This is a genomic window from Mesorhizobium sp. A556 (genome assembly GCF_054489545.1).
The window spans coordinates 64,584-78,853 of sequence record NZ_JBTMXA010000009.1 but is presented as its reverse complement, the minus strand read 5'-3'; the positions used below and the strand labels follow the sequence as shown (position 1 = coordinate 78,853).

Here is a 14,270-nt window from a genome sequence, read left to right as displayed (position 1 = left end):
GATAGCCAAATTGGATAAATAATTTGACCAGTTGGCGGCGCTGCCTTTATCCTTGGCGCTGGCCGTCAAACCACAGGCACCCAGTTGAGCGACATTTTCTCCAGGATCGAACATTCGCGCACCGCCGACGAGGTGGTGGAGCAGATCGAGAGCCTCATCCTGGAAGGGGTGCTCTCGACCGGCGACCGGCTTCCCGGCGAGCGCGAGCTTTCGCTTCAGTTCGAGGTATCCCGGCCGATCCTGCGCGACGCTTTGAAGACGCTGGAAATGCGCGGGCTTTTGACGACACGCCATGGCGGCGGCACGCATGTCGCGGACGTGATCGGCCAGGTTTTTTCAAAACCGGTGGTGGATCTGTTCGCCACCCACAGCAAGGCGGCACGCGATTATCTGGAGTATCGCCGCGAAATCGAAGGCGTGGCGGCCGAATATGCGGCGCGGCGCGCTACCGCTCATGATTTCGCGCTGCTCGACGGCATCATGGAGCGCATGGACAAAGCGCACCACACCGGCAATTTCGAAGACGAAGCGGAGATCGACGTCGAATTCCACCATGCGATCGGCGAATGCGCCCACAACATCATTTTGCTACACACGTTGCGCTCCTGTTATCGGCTTCTTTCGGAAGGCGTGTTCCAGAATCGCCTGCTGGTGTTCGCATTGCCCGGCGCACGCGAGGCATTGCTGGCCCAGCACCGCGCCATCTATTCGGCGGTCAAGGCCGGCGATCCGCCCGGCGCTCGCAAGGCGGCGATGGACCACATCACCTATGTCGAGTGCTCCATGGCGGAAGCCGAGCGCAACGACGAGTGGCAGCGCGTGTCGCGGCTGAGGCTGCGCCAGCGCTCGCCTGCCAATGAAGCCAACTCCTAGCAATCGGAACGTACCATGAGCCTCGACCTCACCATCGCCGACCTGAAGGAAAAGGCACGCCGGCGCGTGCCGAAAATGTTCTTCGACTATGCCGATTCCGGCGCGCTGACGGAAAGCACCTATGCCGCCAACGAAGCGGATTTCGGCAAGATCAAGCTGCGCCAGCGCGTGCTGGTCGACATGACCAACCGTTCACTCGCCTCCACCATGGTCGGCGAGAAAGTGTCGATGCCGGTGGCGCTGGCGCCGACCGGCTCGACCGGCATGCAGCACGCGGACGGAGAGATGCTGGCGGCGCAGGCGGCGGAAGAATTCGGCGTGCCGTTCACGCTTTCCACCATGAGCATCTGCTCGATCGAGGACGTCGCCTCGGTGACGACAAAGCCGTTCTGGTTCCAGCTCTACGTGATGCGCGACCGGGACTTCGTCTATAATCTGATCGACCGGGCCAAAGCCGCGAAATGCTCGGCGCTGGTGCTGACGCTCGACTTGCAAATTCTGGCCCAGCGCCACAAGGATTTGCGCAACGGCCTGTCCGCCCCGCCCAAATTCACGCCGAGCAGTGTGTGGCAACTGGCGACGCGGCCGGGCTGGTGCCTCAAGATGGCGGGGACACCGCGCCGCACCTTCAGGAACATCGTCGGCCACGCCAAGAGCGTGAAAGACCTGTCGTCGCTTGCCGCATGGACCAACGAGCAGTTCGACCCGCAGCTTTCGTGGAAGGATGTGGAATGGATCAAGCAGCGCTGGGGCGGCAAGCTGATCCTCAAGGGCATCCTCGACAAGGAAGACGCGATCATGGCCGCGAAGACAGGTGCTGACGCGATCATCGTCTCCAACCATGGCGGCCGCCAGCTTGACGGCGCGCCTTCTTCGATCTCGGTGCTGGAAGGGATCGTCGATGCCGTGGGCGACAGAATAGAAGTCCATATGGATGGCGGCATCCGCTCGGGCCAGGACGTGCTGCGGGCGCTGTGCCTCGGCGCCAAGGGCACCTATATCGGCCGCCCCTTCCTGTACGGGCTGGGTGCGGGCGGCAAGGCCGGCGTGACCAAGGCGCTGGAGATCATCCGCAAGGAACTGGACACCACGCTGGCGCTGTGCGGCAAGCGCGACATCCTGGATGTCGGCAAGGACATGCTGCATCGATAGGATGGGCGCGTCGATGAGCGGCATACATTTTCGCGATGCGCGCGCGCCGGACGGCATGCGTCTCCATGCCATCGGCGACGTGCATGGCCGGCTCGACCTGCTGGCGGCGATGCATGCCCAAATCGGCACGGACCTGGAACGAGACGGGGTCGCCGACTGGCGCGTCGTGCATCTCGGCGACTATGTGGACAGGGGGCCGGGCTCGAAGGGCGTCCTCGATCTGCTGGTCGCGGCCCGCAAGCGCGATCCGCGCACCGTCATGCTAGCCGGCAATCACGATCTCGGTTTTCTCGAATTCCTCGATCATCCGGACCCGGCAAGCCTGTTCGTGCAGTATGGCGGCGTGCAGACGGCAAAGTCCTACGGCGTCGACCTGGAACAGGATAAGACCGGCCTGTTCCGGCACCCGAAGAACAGCTTGCGAACAAGCCATGCGGAACTGGTCGAGGCCGTGCCGGCCAGTCATGTCGAATTTCTGCGGTCGCTGGCGTTTTCAGCAAGTTTCGGCGACTTCTTCTTCTGCCACGCGGGTATCCGCCCCGGTATCGCGCTGGAACAGCAGGATCGCCAGGACCTGATCTGGATACGCGACGTCTTTCACAACCATTCCGGCCTCTACCCGAAAGTGATCGTGCACGGCCACACGCCGAACGAGGAGGCCGAAATCCTGGCCAACCGGGTCAATGTCGACACCCTTGCCTACCGGTCGGGCCGGCTCACCGCGCTCGTCGTGGACGGCGCGAAAAAGGAAATCCTGACGGTGTCGGAAGACGGGACGGTTCAGCGCAGCGAAGCGGTGACGCCGTAGCCGTCGACGGCATTGTGATTGCTGGCCGCATCGGCGGCATAGATGCCGAGACCGCACAGCACGATGGCCGCGAGCATGGCAAAAGACAGGAACGCAGCTTTCACGGTCGTCATCTCTGTTGAACTTCCTGCATCCCTGCACGAGTACGGTTACCAATGCGTTGAAACGCGCAAATCGCCTGAATGTTTCAACGCTTTTTCACATTATTGCACTGCATGCACGGCGTTAGCGCATGCCGCAGAACGTGGGTCTTCTAGGGGAGCGGGCGGGCACAAGCCAAGGGTGAATTCCGGCGTCCACAGCGGATTCCGCCCGGCGTGCCAAAATTGCCACGGCTTCCGCAGCGTCATGCCGACCAAGGGTCTACGCCTCAGATCGCGGCCACCCAGGCGCGGGCGATCGCCAGGCCGGCGGCATCGGCGGCGGGGCCATGTTCGGCCATTTCATCGTCGAGCCTTTCGGCCCAATCGGGTCGGCGCGAAGCGATCAGCGAGGCAAATTCCGTACTCCAGTAACGCACCAGCTGCCGGTCGGCCTCGAAATGGAACTGGAAGCCATAGACGGCGCGGCCGAGCCGAAACGCCTGATTTTCCGCAACGCTGCTGCCGGCCAGCCTGACCGCGCCCGGCGGCAACGAAAACGTGTCGTCATGCCATTCGAAAATCGGAAATTTTTCCGGCAACGCGCCAAGCACGGCGTCTTCCTTGGCTTCCGGCGTCAGCGAGACGCTGCACCAGCCGAACTCGGTGGCGCCGCCGACCTGATTGAGGCCGCCGAAAGCGCGCGCGATGAGCTGGCTGCCCAGGCAGATGCCAAGCACGGCCTTGTTGCGGGCCGCAAAGTCGCGGATCAGGGTAAGCAGCGCCGGGAAATATGGATAGTCGGCATCCGCCAGCGCATTCTGGCCGCCGCCCAGAATCGCCACCGCGTCATGGCCGGCGGCATCGTTTGGCAATGCATCGCCCAGATAGGGGCGGATAAGATCGATTTCGGCGCCGACTTCCGCAAGGGCCGCGCCCACTTGCCCAAGCCCGGTATTGCCGTAATTTTCAACGATAAGGACGCGCATCGATATACCCTGCCGGAAAAATGACCCGATGCGCGATACCACGAGCCGCCCGGACGACCAAGCCGGACACGCAAAGGACAAGCGCTGTGCCACTTCAAAATCGTGTCGACCCGTTCGGCGCCGTCCATGCCGTGCCGGAGCGCGGCCTTTTCACCGGCAATCGCGGCATCATCCACGATCCGGCGACCAAGACGCTGCTGAAAAGGCGCTGGACGCTGAAGGCATGGATCGTCTGCGTCTGCGATTTCAAAAATGTGCGGCGCGATCCGATGGGCCTCAACGGCCCCTTGCAGGGCAACGGACAGGCAGGTGCCGGATGGACCGAACTGTTCTTCCTCGACGAAGTGACCGCACTGGCGGCCGGGCACCGCCCCTGCTTTTACTGCCGGCGCGAGCGCGCGACGGATTTCATGCAGCGTTTCGGCACCGCCTTCGGCATCGAAAAGCCGCGCGCGCCCATGCTCGACCAAAGGCTGCACAGGGAACGGCTGGCTTGCGGCGGGACGCTGGCTTCGGCGCCAGATCTGGCGGCGCTGCCCGACGGCGCGATTATCGCGGATGGCGAAACCATTTACGCGTTGCGCGAAGGCACAGCGCTGCGCTGGTCGTTCGGAGGCTACCGGGACCGGCATGATTTCAGCGCACTGCAAGGCCGTCCCCTGAAGCTGGTGACCCCGCCGACAACCGTCGAAATATTGCGCGCCGGCTATCGGCCGATATGGGCGGCAGCATAGGCAAGGTAAATCAGGAAACGGGTGGCGAGGCCCCAATCCGCAGGCCTAACTGATCTCCAATGCATCTCTGGCTGCGGAGCCCTAAAATGAATGCGCTGCTTTCATTTCACACCCTTTGCGCATCGCGAGGCGACGGACTGTTGCCGGAATTCGTCGCCTTGCTGCAACGCCCGCCCGAACTCGTCCGGGCCGAACTGGAATTTGCCGAGGTGATCCGCCTGCATGCCGAGAGCCGGGAGGAAATCCCCCCTGCACCTCGACTTGGTGCTTCTCCGCCTTGACGAAGAAGCCGCCCTGCCGCATTGCTCGCCGATGCGCGCCAACTACAAGATGCAGCGGCTGTTCGTGCCGGACGATTTTGCCCACGGCGTCGAACTGGAAGCCAGCCCGCAGCAGAGCCATTATCTGCTGCATGTGCTGCGGCTTGCCGAGGGCGCGGTACTGCTGCTGTTCAACGGCCGCGACGGCGAGTGGTCGGCGGCGATCGCTTCAGAAACCAAAAAATCAGTGCGCTTGAAGCTTTTGGAGCCACAAAGGCCGCAGCCGCCGCTGCCCGATCTCGTCTATTGCTTCGCTCCGCTGAAACAGGGCCGGCTCGACTATCTGGTGCAAAAGGCGGTCGAGATGGGCGCCGGTGTGCTGCAGCCCGTCATCACCCAGCATACGCAGGTTGCGAAACCATCCATCGAGCGCCTGCGCGCCAATGTGACAGAAGCCGCCGAACAATGCGGCATCCTTGCCGTGCCGCAAGTGCGGGAGGCCGAGAAGTTCGAGCGTCTGCTGGCCGGATGGGACAAGGACCGGCGGTTGATCTTCTGCGACGAGGATGCCGCGACCGACAATCCGCTGTCTGCGCTTCAATCGCTGACCGGGAACAGGCTTGCCCTCCTTGTCGGCCCCGAAGGCGGCTTTTCCGATGACGAGCGCCGGATGCTGCGCGCGCTGCCCTTCGTGACGCCCATTCCGCTCGGGCCTCGCATCCTGCGCGCCGATACGGCGGCCGTGGCAGCGCTTGCGCTTATCCAGGCGACCATCGGCGACTGGTGAGAGCGGGGCGGCGACTGGTGAGGGCGGCGGCGCGCCGCCCGGCAGGCGCAAGCCGGCTGGTTCGGCATATTTGCGAATACGGCCGCACGCAACTATCGAAGGATTGTTGACTTCGCTTCAATTGTGGCTTGTCGACCGCCGGAAACGCCAATAGTCTGAAATACATGGGCGGCGGTTGAGGGATCGTCGAGGCCAAAAAAATGTGAATAGAGGGAGTTTCGCATATGACCGGTAAGGCGTTCTGGCTTTCCGCAGCTTCGATTTTGATAACATCGACCACCTTTAATGCCCACGCGCAAGAACGCGTCGTCAACGTCTTCAACTGGTCCGATTACATCGACAGTTCCATCATTGACGACTTCACCAAGGAAACAGGCATCAAGGTTCGCTACGACGTCTACGATTCCAACGAAATTCTTGAAACCAAGCTCCTGGCCGGCGGTAGCGGCTACGATGTCGTCGTGCCGACGGGCAGTTTCCTGCAGCGCCAGATCAAGGCCGGCGTGTTCCAGAAGCTCGACAAGTCCAAGCTGCCCAATATCAAGAACATGTGGGACACGGTGACCAAGCGCACCGACATCTTCGATCCGGGCAGCGAGTATTCGGTCAACTACATGTGGGGCACGGTCGGCATCGGCTATAACGTCGCCAAGATCAAGGAAGCGCTCGGCACCGACAAGATCGACAGCTGGGCCGCGGTGTTCGACCCGGCACAGGCAGCCAAGCTCAAGGATTGCGGCATCAACTTCCTCGATTCGCCGACCGACATGTTCCCGGTGACGCTGGCCTTTCTCGGCTTGAACCCCGACAGCCACGATCCGGCCGACATCGCCAAGGCCGAGGAAACGCTGTCGAAGGTGCGACCCTTCGTTCGCAAGTTCCATTCATCCGAATACATCAACGGCCTCGCCAACGGCGATATCTGCGTGGCGGTCGGCTATTCGGGCGACATCTTCCAGGCGCGTGACCGTGCCGAGGAAGCCAAGCAGGGCGTCGAACTCGCCTATGCCATCCCCAAGGAAGGCACGCAGATGTGGTTCGACCAGATGGCCATCCCCGCCGACGCGCCGCACCCGCAAGAGGCCCTGGAATTCATCAACTACATGATGAAGCCGGAAGTGATCGCCAAGTCGTCGAACTATGTCTTCTACGCCAACGGCAACAAGGCCTCGCAGGAATTCCTCGACAAGGCCGTCCACGACGACCCGGCCGTCTATCCGGACCAGGCGACGATGGACAAGCTGTTCGTCAACACCGCGCTCGACTCGAAGACGCAACGCCTGTTCACCCGAAGCTGGACCAAGATCGTCACGGGGCAGTAGCGCTCTCTCAAGCAAAACCCCGGCAGCTAATGCCGGGGTTTTCTTTCAGACCGGGTCTTGATGGGACGAGACAAGGGCACGAACAGGGACGGAGAAGTATATGGCATCGCTGGGCAGCATCCGCAGGGATTTCGCACCATGGAGCGACCCGAATGCCAAGCCTTACATCCAGTTCGAGAACGTGACCAAGCGGTTCGGCGACTTCACCGCGGTCAACAATTTATCGCTGACGATCTTCGAGCGCGAGTTCTTCGCGCTGCTCGGCGCTTCCGGTTGCGGCAAGTCGACCCTGCTGCGGATGCTCGCCGGCTTCGAGGAGCCGAGCGAAGGCCGCATCCTGCTCGATGGCCAGGATTTGCGCGGCATCCCGCCCTATCGGCGTCCGGTCAACATGATGTTCCAGTCCTATGCGCTGTTTCCGCACATGACGGTGGAAAAGAACATCGCCTTCGGCCTCAAGCAGGACGGCATGCCGAAACCCGAGATTGCGGCGCGCGTCGCCGAGATGCTCAAGCTGGTCAAGCTGGAGCCGTTTGCTCAGCGCAAGCCGCACCAACTGTCGGGCGGCCAGCGTCAGCGCGTGGCGTTGGCGCGCTCGGTGGCCAAGCGGCCGAAGGTGCTTTTGCTGGACGAACCACTCGGCGCGCTCGACAAGAAGTTGCGCGAAGAGACGCAGTTCGAATTGATGGACCTCCAGCAGAATCTCGGCCTTACCTTCGTCGTCGTCACCCACGACCAGGAAGAAGCCATGACCATGGCCGACCGCATCGCCATCCTCGACAAGGGCGAGGTCATGCAGGTGGCCACGCCGACCGAGGTCTATGAAGCGCCGACCTCGCGCTTCGTCGCCGGCTTTGTCGGCAATGTGAACATGTTCGAGGGCAAGGTGGCGGCGCGCGACGCCGATACGGTGCGCATCACCGGCGCGACCGGCGCCCAGATCGTCGTGAACAATCCCGGAGACGCGCCTGCCGGCGCCGACATCGCCTTTGCCATCCGCCCCGAAAAAATCAGGATATCGTCGAAAAAGCCGACGGATGCCGTCAACGCGCTGGAAGGCGAAGTCTATGACATCGCCTATCTGGGCGACATGACCGTTTTCCATGTGAAACTCGACGACGGGCAGGTAGTGCGGGCAAGCACGATGAATGCGGCGCGCGTGTCCGACGATCCGCTGACCTGGAGCGACCGCGCCTGGATATCCTTCCGGCCGGATGCCGGTATCGTGCTGGCGCGGTAGGGGCGTTCCATGTCGAATGTCGTCTTTTCCTCCGTCGATGCGCAACCCACCACCACGACGACGAAACCGGTGCTGGTGCGGCTCGCCTCGGCCTTCGCCAGCCGGCTGGTCATCATCATTCCCTATGTCTGGCTGCTGTTCTTTTTCTTCATCCCGTTCATCATCGTCTTCAAGATTTCGATGTCGCAGACGGCGATCGCCATTCCGCCCTACACGCCCGCGTTTGGCTTGGAAAACGGCATTTCCGGCCTTGTCAGCCAACTCGGAGAACTCAGTTTCGACAGCTACATATGGCTGACGCAGGACCCTCTCTATTTCTATGCCTATGTTTCCAGCGTCACCATCGCGGCGATCTCGACGGTCCTGGCGCTTCTGGTCGGCTATCCCCTTGCCTACGGCATGGCGCGCGCGCCGGCTACGATCCGCCCGACCCTTTTGATGCTGGTGATCCTGCCGTTCTGGACCTCGTTCCTGATTCGCGTCTATGCCTGGATCGGCATCCTGAAGCCGGAAGGCCTTCTCAACCAGTTCCTGCTCGGCATCGGTGTCATCAGTGAACCGCTGATCATCCTGAACACCTATACCGCCATTTTCATCGGCATCGTCTATTCATACCTGCCCTTCATGGTGCTGCCGCTCTACGCGTCGCTCGAAAAGATGGACTACTCACTGATCGAGGCGGCCAAGGATCTCGGCTGCCCGCCGACCGCCGCATTCTGGAAAATCACCTTCCCGCTTTCCCTGCCGGGCGTGATTGCCGGCTGCCTGCTGGTGTTCATTCCAGCGGTAGGCGAGTTCGTCATTCCGGACCTTTTGGGCGGTTCGCAGACGCTGATGATCGGCAAGACGCTGTGGAACGAATTCTTCTCCAACCGCGACTGGCCGGTTTCATCGGCGGTGGCCGTCATCCTGCTGCTGCTGCTGATCGTGCCGATCATGCTTTTCCAGCGGGCGCAGGCGCGATCCCAGGAACAGGACCGGTGACATGAACACGAGTTGGAGCCGCTTCAACATCACCTCGATCGTGCTGGGCTTTGCCTTCCTCTACCTGCCGATCGTGCTGCTTGTCGTGTTTTCGTTCAACGAATCCAAGCTGGTGACGGTATGGGGCGGCTTTTCGACAAAATGGTACGTATCGCTTTTCCATAATCAGGGACTGATGGATGCCGCCTGGGTGACCTTACGCGTCGGCCTGGTTTCCGCCACCGTTGCAACGGTCCTGGGAACGATGGGCGCGCTGGCGCTGACGCGCTACACCCGCTTCAAGGGCCGCGTCCTGTTCTCCGGCATGATCTTCGCTCCGCTGGTCATGCCCGACGTCATCACCGGCCTGTCTCTCTTGTTGCTGTTCGTGGCCATCGGGCTGGACAGGGGATTGCTGACGGTGATGCTGGCGCATATCACCTTCACCATGTGCTTCGTCGCGGTCGTCGTGCAATCGCGCCTGATCACAATGGACCGGTCGCTGGAGGAAGCGGCCATGGACCTGGGCGCGCCGCCGGTAAAAACCTTCTTCCAGGTAACGCTTCCGGTCATCCTGCCGGCCATCGTCTCGGGCTGGATGCTGGCCTTCACGCTGTCGCTGGACGATCTGGTCATCGCCTCCTTCGCCTCCGGTCCGGGCGCCACAACGCTGCCGATGAAAATATACAGCCAGGTGCGCCTGGGGGTGACGCCGGAGATCAATGCGGCCTGCACGCTGCTGATCGGTATCGTCGCGCTCGGCGTCATCACCGCTTCCATCGTCAACAAGCGCCGCGAGGTGCAGCGTTTGCGTGACGAGCAGATCGCGCAAAGAGGTTGATGCGCCACATCGCCCTCCCCAAACGGCAGGGACGGGCGCACAGCGCTCTATTGAGCCGAGAGCCCCGGCTTGATCGGCGAAATGAACGGATTGCTCCAGGTTCCGCCAACAAAAAACGAGATCTGATTGGGCGTGATCGCCGCCTGACCTTCAGCGGGCACGGTCGTCGGGTTCGGCTGGATCACGCCGCCTGACAAGGCAAGGCCGCGGCCGGCATAGGGAACGATGCCCGTGAGCCAGATCTTGCTTTTCGCGGATATCGCTTCCGCCTTTTCGATCCGCGCCACGCCCTTGGACATGCTCGCTTTCAACTCAGCTCCGTCGACAGGCACGCTGCCATCAGCAACGTCGTCGAGCGCAAAGAAGCCGCCCTGCTCGCTCCGCTTGAGGAAGGCTGGCAGGTTAAGCCCGGTCAGCGTGCCGGGGCCGAAATTTGCGGAAATGGAGCCATCGGCGTTTTCAAGGATCGAGTCCCACACCTTGCCCGGTCCCTTCAGGATGACGGAAACGGTCCCGGTTCCGGTCGGCACCAGTCTTGTCATGCCGATCGCCGCCGCAAAATCCGCGCCGTGAACGTCCGATGCCCGCAGCCGGAATTCGGCCTGCGTGCCTTCCGGCTTGCGGTCGAAGCGCAGGCTGCTCTGTACCGTGCCGCCAAAGGCGGTGGCGTCCGATATGTCGAATACGGAAAGCTCGTTCTTGACCTGCGCCGTCGCCGCGACATTGGCAAGTTGCAGCGCGCCGGCCGTCGCCTGGGTCGCGGACAGCCGAAGATCGATGTCCAGCCCGCTCGCAAGCGCGCTCTCGCTGTCGTTCGCGTCTTCCTTGCGGGCGGAAGTCAGCGGGGTAAAGGCTGAGAGGAAGGAGCGAAGGTCAAGCTTTTCGAAAGCGAGTGTGCCCGACATTGCGGGACGGGCGCCGCCATAGGAAATATCAAGCGCGCCGGTGCCCGGATTGTTGTCGAGGGCGATCTGCGTGCCGTCGAACTTGACCCGGCCGGCCGCGGCCGTAACCTTGCTCGTCACGGATATGGAGCCGATCGCAGCGCCCGGCGCCACGCCGGCCTGGAGCCATTCCAGCATGCGCCGCAGCGACGGGGCCGAGAATTTCATCGTGCCGTCGAGATAGGCGTTCTGGGAAAAGCCTGCCGTGCCGATGAAAGACAATACCGCAGGCGTTGCCTTCAGGGCCACGCTGACCGGGGCGGCGCCGCCGGCAAACAAGACCAACGGCCTGTCCGACGCCAGATCCAGGGAAACGCTCTCACCACGCCAGATTCCGGTGGCCGAAAGTTGGCCTGCGCCATTCAGTTCCGACCAGTTGGCCTTGCCGTTGAGGCTGGTCAAAACCTCCACATCCTTTCCCGCGACGGCGGTGACTACCTTGCCGTCCTTGAATTCCACGGTGCCGAAAGGATCGGAAGGCAGTTTGTCGATATCGGGATTGGTCGGCTGCGCGGCAATCACTTGGCGCGCCGTATCGATCGAGCGCGCGATGCGGCCGCCAGACGGCGATGCGGGCAGCAGCAGACCTTTGGCCGTGCGCTGGACCCGAAGCGTCGGGCGGATCAGCCGAGCGGCGGAAAATACAACATTGCCCCGCAGCGCCGCCATCGCCGAAAGATCGATTTCGACGCGATCCGCCTCGATGACCGGCGGGCCGTCCTTGCGCGTCCACTCCGACAGGTTCACGTCAGTCAGTGTGGCTTGAAACTTGGGCCAGACGCTGATGCTGGGCGCGCCCTGGATGGTCACGCGAAAGCCGCTCCACGCGCTCATCTCCCAGGCGATACGGTCGCGCACGATACGGGTCGAGGCGATGTAGGGAAGCGCCACATACGCCAACGCGACGACAAGCACGGCAGCGCCGATTGTCCAAATGCCCCGCCGGATGAAAGGTGATGGCATCTTGCCCCGTATGTTCGTCTCGAAAATCGCAGCAAAGGTGTAGCCGACGCCCGTCGCATTACAAGTCTTTATGGCCTGCCGATGGCGTTTGCATACATCCATGCCGCAGGCCGAACAAAATCTTGCCCTGCCCGGCGGCATTATGCTTAACCGGAGCCTAATCTGGAGGAGAACGCATGACTGCCAATGAAGCGCTTTGGACGCCGACGCCGGAGCGGATCGAAACAGCCCCGATGACCGCCTTCATGAAGGCGGTAGCGGCAAAATCCGGCAGCGCGCTATCCTCCTATGCGCAGCTTCACCGCTGGTCCATCGACGACCGGGAAGCCTTCTGGGACCTGGTCTGGGATTTTTGCGGCGTTATCGGCGACAAGGGCGACAGGGTGCTTGCCGATGGCGACAAGATGCCGGGCGCGGCCTTTTTTCCCGTTGCCAGGCTGAACTTTGCTGAAAACCTGCTGCAAAAGACCGGAACCGGCGAGGCGATCGTCTTTCACGGCGAGGACAAGGTCGAGCGGCGGCTTTCATGGAACGACCTGCACGCGCTGACCTCGCGCCTGCAGCAATTGCTGGTTTCGCTCGGCGTCAAGGAGGGCGACCGGGTCGCCGCCATGATGCCGAACATGCCGGAGACGGTGGCGGCGATGCTGGCCACGGCATCCATCGGCGCGGTGTGGTCGTCCTGTTCGCCCGACTTTGGCGAGCAGGGCGTATTCGACCGATTCGGCCAGATCGAGCCGGTGGTGTTCATCGCGCCCGATGGCTACTGGTACAACGGCAAGGCGATCGAAGTCGCGGCCAAGATAGCGGCGGTGGCGGCAAAACTGCCAACCGTGCGCAAGGTGCTCGTGGTCGATTATCTCGGCACGTCCGGCGATGTGGCGGCAAGCATCGAAGGGGCTGAAGCGCTCGATGCCGCGCTTGCGGCTTTTTCGGACAGGCCGGTGGCCTTCGAACGGCTGCCGTTTTCCCATCCGCTCTACATTCTGTTTTCGTCGGGCACGACTGGCATTCCCAAATGCATCGTCCATTCGGCCGGCGGCACGCTGATCCAGCACGTCAAGGAATTGCGGCTGCATGCCGGCATTGTCGACGGCGACCGCTTCTTCTACTTCACCACCTGCGGCTGGATGATGTGGAACTGGCTGATGTCGGGCCTGGCCTGCGGCGCGACGCTGCTGCTCTATGACGGCTCGCCCTTCTATCCGGACGGCAATGTGCTGTTCGACTTCGCCGATGCGGAAAAGATGACCTATTTCGGCACTTCCGCCAAATTCATCGATTCCGTGCGCAAGGCCGGCCTTCGCCCGATGGACACGCACGATCTTTCCACCGTACGCACGATCTCTTCGACCGGCTCGCCCTTGTCGCCGGAGGATTTCCGCTTCGTCTATGACGGCATCAAGAAGGACGTGCACCTCGCCTCGATTTCAGGTGGCACCGACATTGTCTCCTGCTTCGTGCTGGGCGTGCCAACGGAACCGGTGTGGACTGGCGAGATACAGGGCGCCGGCCTCGGCCTTGCCGTCGACGTCTGGGACGATGACGGCCGGCCGATCCGGCAGGAAAAGGGCGAACTCGTCTGCACCAAGGCGTTTCCGGCAATGCCGATCGGCTTCTGGAACGACCCGGATGGCAAGCGCTACCACGCGGCCTATTTCGACCGCTTCGACAATGTCTGGTGCCATGGCGACTTCGCCGAATGGACCGAGCATGGCGGCCTGATCATCCATGGCCGCTCGGATGCGACGCTCAACCCCGGCGGCGTTCGCATCGGTACGGCGGAGATTTACAACCAAGTGGAGCAGATGCCCGAGGTCGCGGAGGCAATCTGCATCGGCCAGGATTTCGACAATGACGTGCGCGTCGTGCTGTTCGTGCGGCTGGCTGAGGGGGCGGTGCTGGACGCGGACCTGGAAAAGCGCATCCGCACCAAGATACGCACCGGCGCCAGCCCGCGGCACGTTCCGGCCAGGATCGTGGCCGTCACCGACATTCCGCGCACCAAGTCAGGAAAGATCACCGAACTGGCCGTGCGCGATGCCGTGCATGGGCGGGAGATCAAGAACAAGGAGGCGCTGGCCAATCCCGAAGCGCTCGACCTGTTTCGCAACCTTCCCGAACTTGCAGACTGAGTCAGCTTGCAGATTGGGTTGAAGCAAGCTGTCATGGTTAACAAAACGTATCGCGAGAATTTACCTAAATTTCACAAGTGGTACACACTCGTAAACTTTATCCCGGGCCGGTAAGGACTTGTTAAGGAGCAGCCGCGATAGTCCAAGCCAACTTGAGGGAGAAATCCCGCTCCTCACCC

14 protein-coding genes are annotated in these 14,270 nt (G+C 62.1%); 11 read left to right on the top strand and 3 right to left on the bottom strand.

Going from position 1 to position 14,270, the window contains the following annotated elements; translation table 11 throughout:
* Nucleotides 1–84: 84 nt before the first annotated feature.
* The 3 genes from ACX3P0_RS17615 to ACX3P0_RS17605 are packed head-to-tail and all read left to right on the top strand — an operon-like array spanning nucleotide 85 to nucleotide 2,833.
* The gene (locus ACX3P0_RS17615; protein WP_459090451.1) at nucleotides 85–873 is read left to right on the top strand and encodes an FCD domain-containing protein; all 789 of its coding nucleotides are present in this window, start codon (nucleotides 85–87) and stop codon (nucleotides 871–873) included.
* Nucleotides 874–888: 15 nt separating this feature from the next.
* Nucleotides 889–2,025, top strand: coding sequence for an alpha-hydroxy acid oxidase (locus ACX3P0_RS17610; RefSeq protein ID WP_459090449.1), 1,137 nt, complete (start codon nucleotides 889–891; stop codon nucleotides 2,023–2,025).
* Nucleotides 2,026–2,038: 13 nt separating this feature from the next.
* Nucleotides 2,039–2,833 (top strand): metallophosphoesterase, encoded by a 795-nt coding sequence (locus tag ACX3P0_RS17605; RefSeq protein ID WP_459090447.1) that lies wholly within the window; start codon nucleotides 2,039–2,041, stop codon nucleotides 2,831–2,833.
* Here the strand turns inward: ACX3P0_RS17605 and ACX3P0_RS17600 are convergent.
* Together ACX3P0_RS17600 and ACX3P0_RS17595 are read right to left on the bottom strand one after the other, a co-directional pair.
* Entirely contained in the window at nucleotides 2,806–2,946 is a 141-nt protein-coding gene (locus ACX3P0_RS17600; RefSeq protein ID WP_459090445.1) for a hypothetical protein, read from the bottom strand. The two genes, ACX3P0_RS17605 and ACX3P0_RS17600, sit on opposite strands and share 28 nt — an antisense overlap.
* A gap of 257 nt (nucleotides 2,947–3,203) precedes the next feature.
* Nucleotides 3,204–3,902 carry a type 1 glutamine amidotransferase gene (locus ACX3P0_RS17595; RefSeq protein ID WP_459090443.1) on the bottom strand — a complete coding sequence of 233 codons (699 nt, stop codon included), beginning with the start codon at nucleotides 3,900–3,902 and terminating at the stop codon, nucleotides 3,204–3,206.
* 86 nt (nucleotides 3,903–3,988) lie between these two features.
* Between ACX3P0_RS17595 and ACX3P0_RS17590 the strand changes: the two genes are divergently transcribed.
* From ACX3P0_RS17590 to ACX3P0_RS17560, 7 genes are all read left to right on the top strand, one after another.
* Nucleotides 3,989–4,636, top strand: coding sequence for a hypothetical protein (locus tag ACX3P0_RS17590; RefSeq protein WP_459080305.1), 648 nt, complete (start codon nucleotides 3,989–3,991; stop codon nucleotides 4,634–4,636).
* 86 nt (nucleotides 4,637–4,722) lie between these two features.
* Nucleotides 4,723–4,917 carry a hypothetical protein gene (locus ACX3P0_RS17585; protein ID WP_459080306.1) on the top strand — a complete coding sequence of 65 codons (195 nt, stop codon included), beginning with the start codon at nucleotides 4,723–4,725 and terminating at the stop codon, nucleotides 4,915–4,917.
* Between the two features lie 31 nt (nucleotides 4,918–4,948).
* A complete protein-coding gene (locus tag ACX3P0_RS17580) occupies nucleotides 4,949–5,683 on the top strand; it encodes a 16S rRNA (uracil(1498)-N(3))-methyltransferase (protein WP_459090646.1) in 735 nt (244 codons plus the stop codon).
* 224 nt (nucleotides 5,684–5,907) lie between these two features.
* Nucleotides 5,908–7,005, top strand: coding sequence for a polyamine ABC transporter substrate-binding protein (locus tag ACX3P0_RS17575; protein ID WP_459080307.1), 1,098 nt, complete (start codon nucleotides 5,908–5,910; stop codon nucleotides 7,003–7,005).
* A 100-nt stretch (nucleotides 7,006–7,105) separates the two neighbouring features.
* The gene (locus ACX3P0_RS17570; protein ID WP_459090441.1) at nucleotides 7,106–8,245 is read left to right on the top strand and encodes an ABC transporter ATP-binding protein; all 1,140 of its coding nucleotides are present in this window, start codon (nucleotides 7,106–7,108) and stop codon (nucleotides 8,243–8,245) included.
* Nucleotides 8,246–8,254: 9 nt separating this feature from the next.
* Entirely contained in the window at nucleotides 8,255–9,229 is a 975-nt protein-coding gene (locus ACX3P0_RS17565; protein WP_459080309.1) for an ABC transporter permease subunit, read from the top strand.
* A gap of 1 nt (nucleotide 9,230) precedes the next feature.
* The gene (locus ACX3P0_RS17560) at nucleotides 9,231–10,049 is read left to right on the top strand and encodes an ABC transporter permease subunit (protein WP_459080310.1); all 819 of its coding nucleotides are present in this window, start codon (nucleotides 9,231–9,233) and stop codon (nucleotides 10,047–10,049) included.
* A gap of 47 nt (nucleotides 10,050–10,096) precedes the next feature.
* On the opposite strand, the gene ACX3P0_RS17555 is transcribed toward ACX3P0_RS17560, so the two are convergent.
* A complete protein-coding gene (locus ACX3P0_RS17555; protein ID WP_459090439.1) occupies nucleotides 10,097–11,956 on the bottom strand; it encodes an AsmA family protein in 1,860 nt (619 codons plus the stop codon).
* Nucleotides 11,957–12,132: 176 nt separating this feature from the next.
* Between ACX3P0_RS17555 and ACX3P0_RS17550 the strand changes: the two genes are divergently transcribed.
* Entirely contained in the window at nucleotides 12,133–14,091 is a 1,959-nt protein-coding gene (locus ACX3P0_RS17550; RefSeq protein ID WP_459090437.1) for an acetoacetate--CoA ligase, read from the top strand.
* Nucleotides 14,092–14,270 lie beyond the last annotated feature (179 nt).

What these genes read in the sequence shown, in the direction of transcription:
- ACX3P0_RS17610 (WP_459090449.1), top strand. Translation starts at nt 889, where the DNA reads ATGAGCCTCGACCTCACCATCGCCGACCTGAAGGAAAAGGCACGCCGG.
- ACX3P0_RS17605 (WP_459090447.1), top strand. Translation starts at nt 2,039, where the DNA reads ATGAGCGGCATACATTTTCGCGATGCGCGCGCGCCGGACGGCATGCGT.
- ACX3P0_RS17600 (WP_459090445.1), bottom strand. Translation starts at nt 2,946, where the DNA reads ATGACGACCGTGAAAGCTGCGTTCCTGTCTTTTGCCATGCTCGCGGCC.
- ACX3P0_RS17595 (WP_459090443.1), bottom strand. Translation starts at nt 3,902, where the DNA reads ATGCGCGTCCTTATCGTTGAAAATTACGGCAATACCGGGCTTGGGCAA.
- ACX3P0_RS17585 (WP_459080306.1), top strand. Translation starts at nt 4,723, where the DNA reads ATGAATGCGCTGCTTTCATTTCACACCCTTTGCGCATCGCGAGGCGAC.
- ACX3P0_RS17580 (WP_459090646.1), top strand. Translation starts at nt 4,949, where the DNA reads ATGCGCGCCAACTACAAGATGCAGCGGCTGTTCGTGCCGGACGATTTT.
- ACX3P0_RS17575 (WP_459080307.1), top strand. Translation starts at nt 5,908, where the DNA reads ATGACCGGTAAGGCGTTCTGGCTTTCCGCAGCTTCGATTTTGATAACA.
- ACX3P0_RS17570 (WP_459090441.1), top strand. Translation starts at nt 7,106, where the DNA reads ATGGCATCGCTGGGCAGCATCCGCAGGGATTTCGCACCATGGAGCGAC.
- ACX3P0_RS17565 (WP_459080309.1), top strand. Translation starts at nt 8,255, where the DNA reads ATGTCGAATGTCGTCTTTTCCTCCGTCGATGCGCAACCCACCACCACG.
- ACX3P0_RS17560 (WP_459080310.1), top strand. Translation starts at nt 9,231, where the DNA reads ATGAACACGAGTTGGAGCCGCTTCAACATCACCTCGATCGTGCTGGGC.
- ACX3P0_RS17555 (WP_459090439.1), bottom strand. Translation starts at nt 11,956, where the DNA reads ATGCCATCACCTTTCATCCGGCGGGGCATTTGGACAATCGGCGCTGCC.
- ACX3P0_RS17550 (WP_459090437.1), top strand. Translation starts at nt 12,133, where the DNA reads ATGACTGCCAATGAAGCGCTTTGGACGCCGACGCCGGAGCGGATCGAA.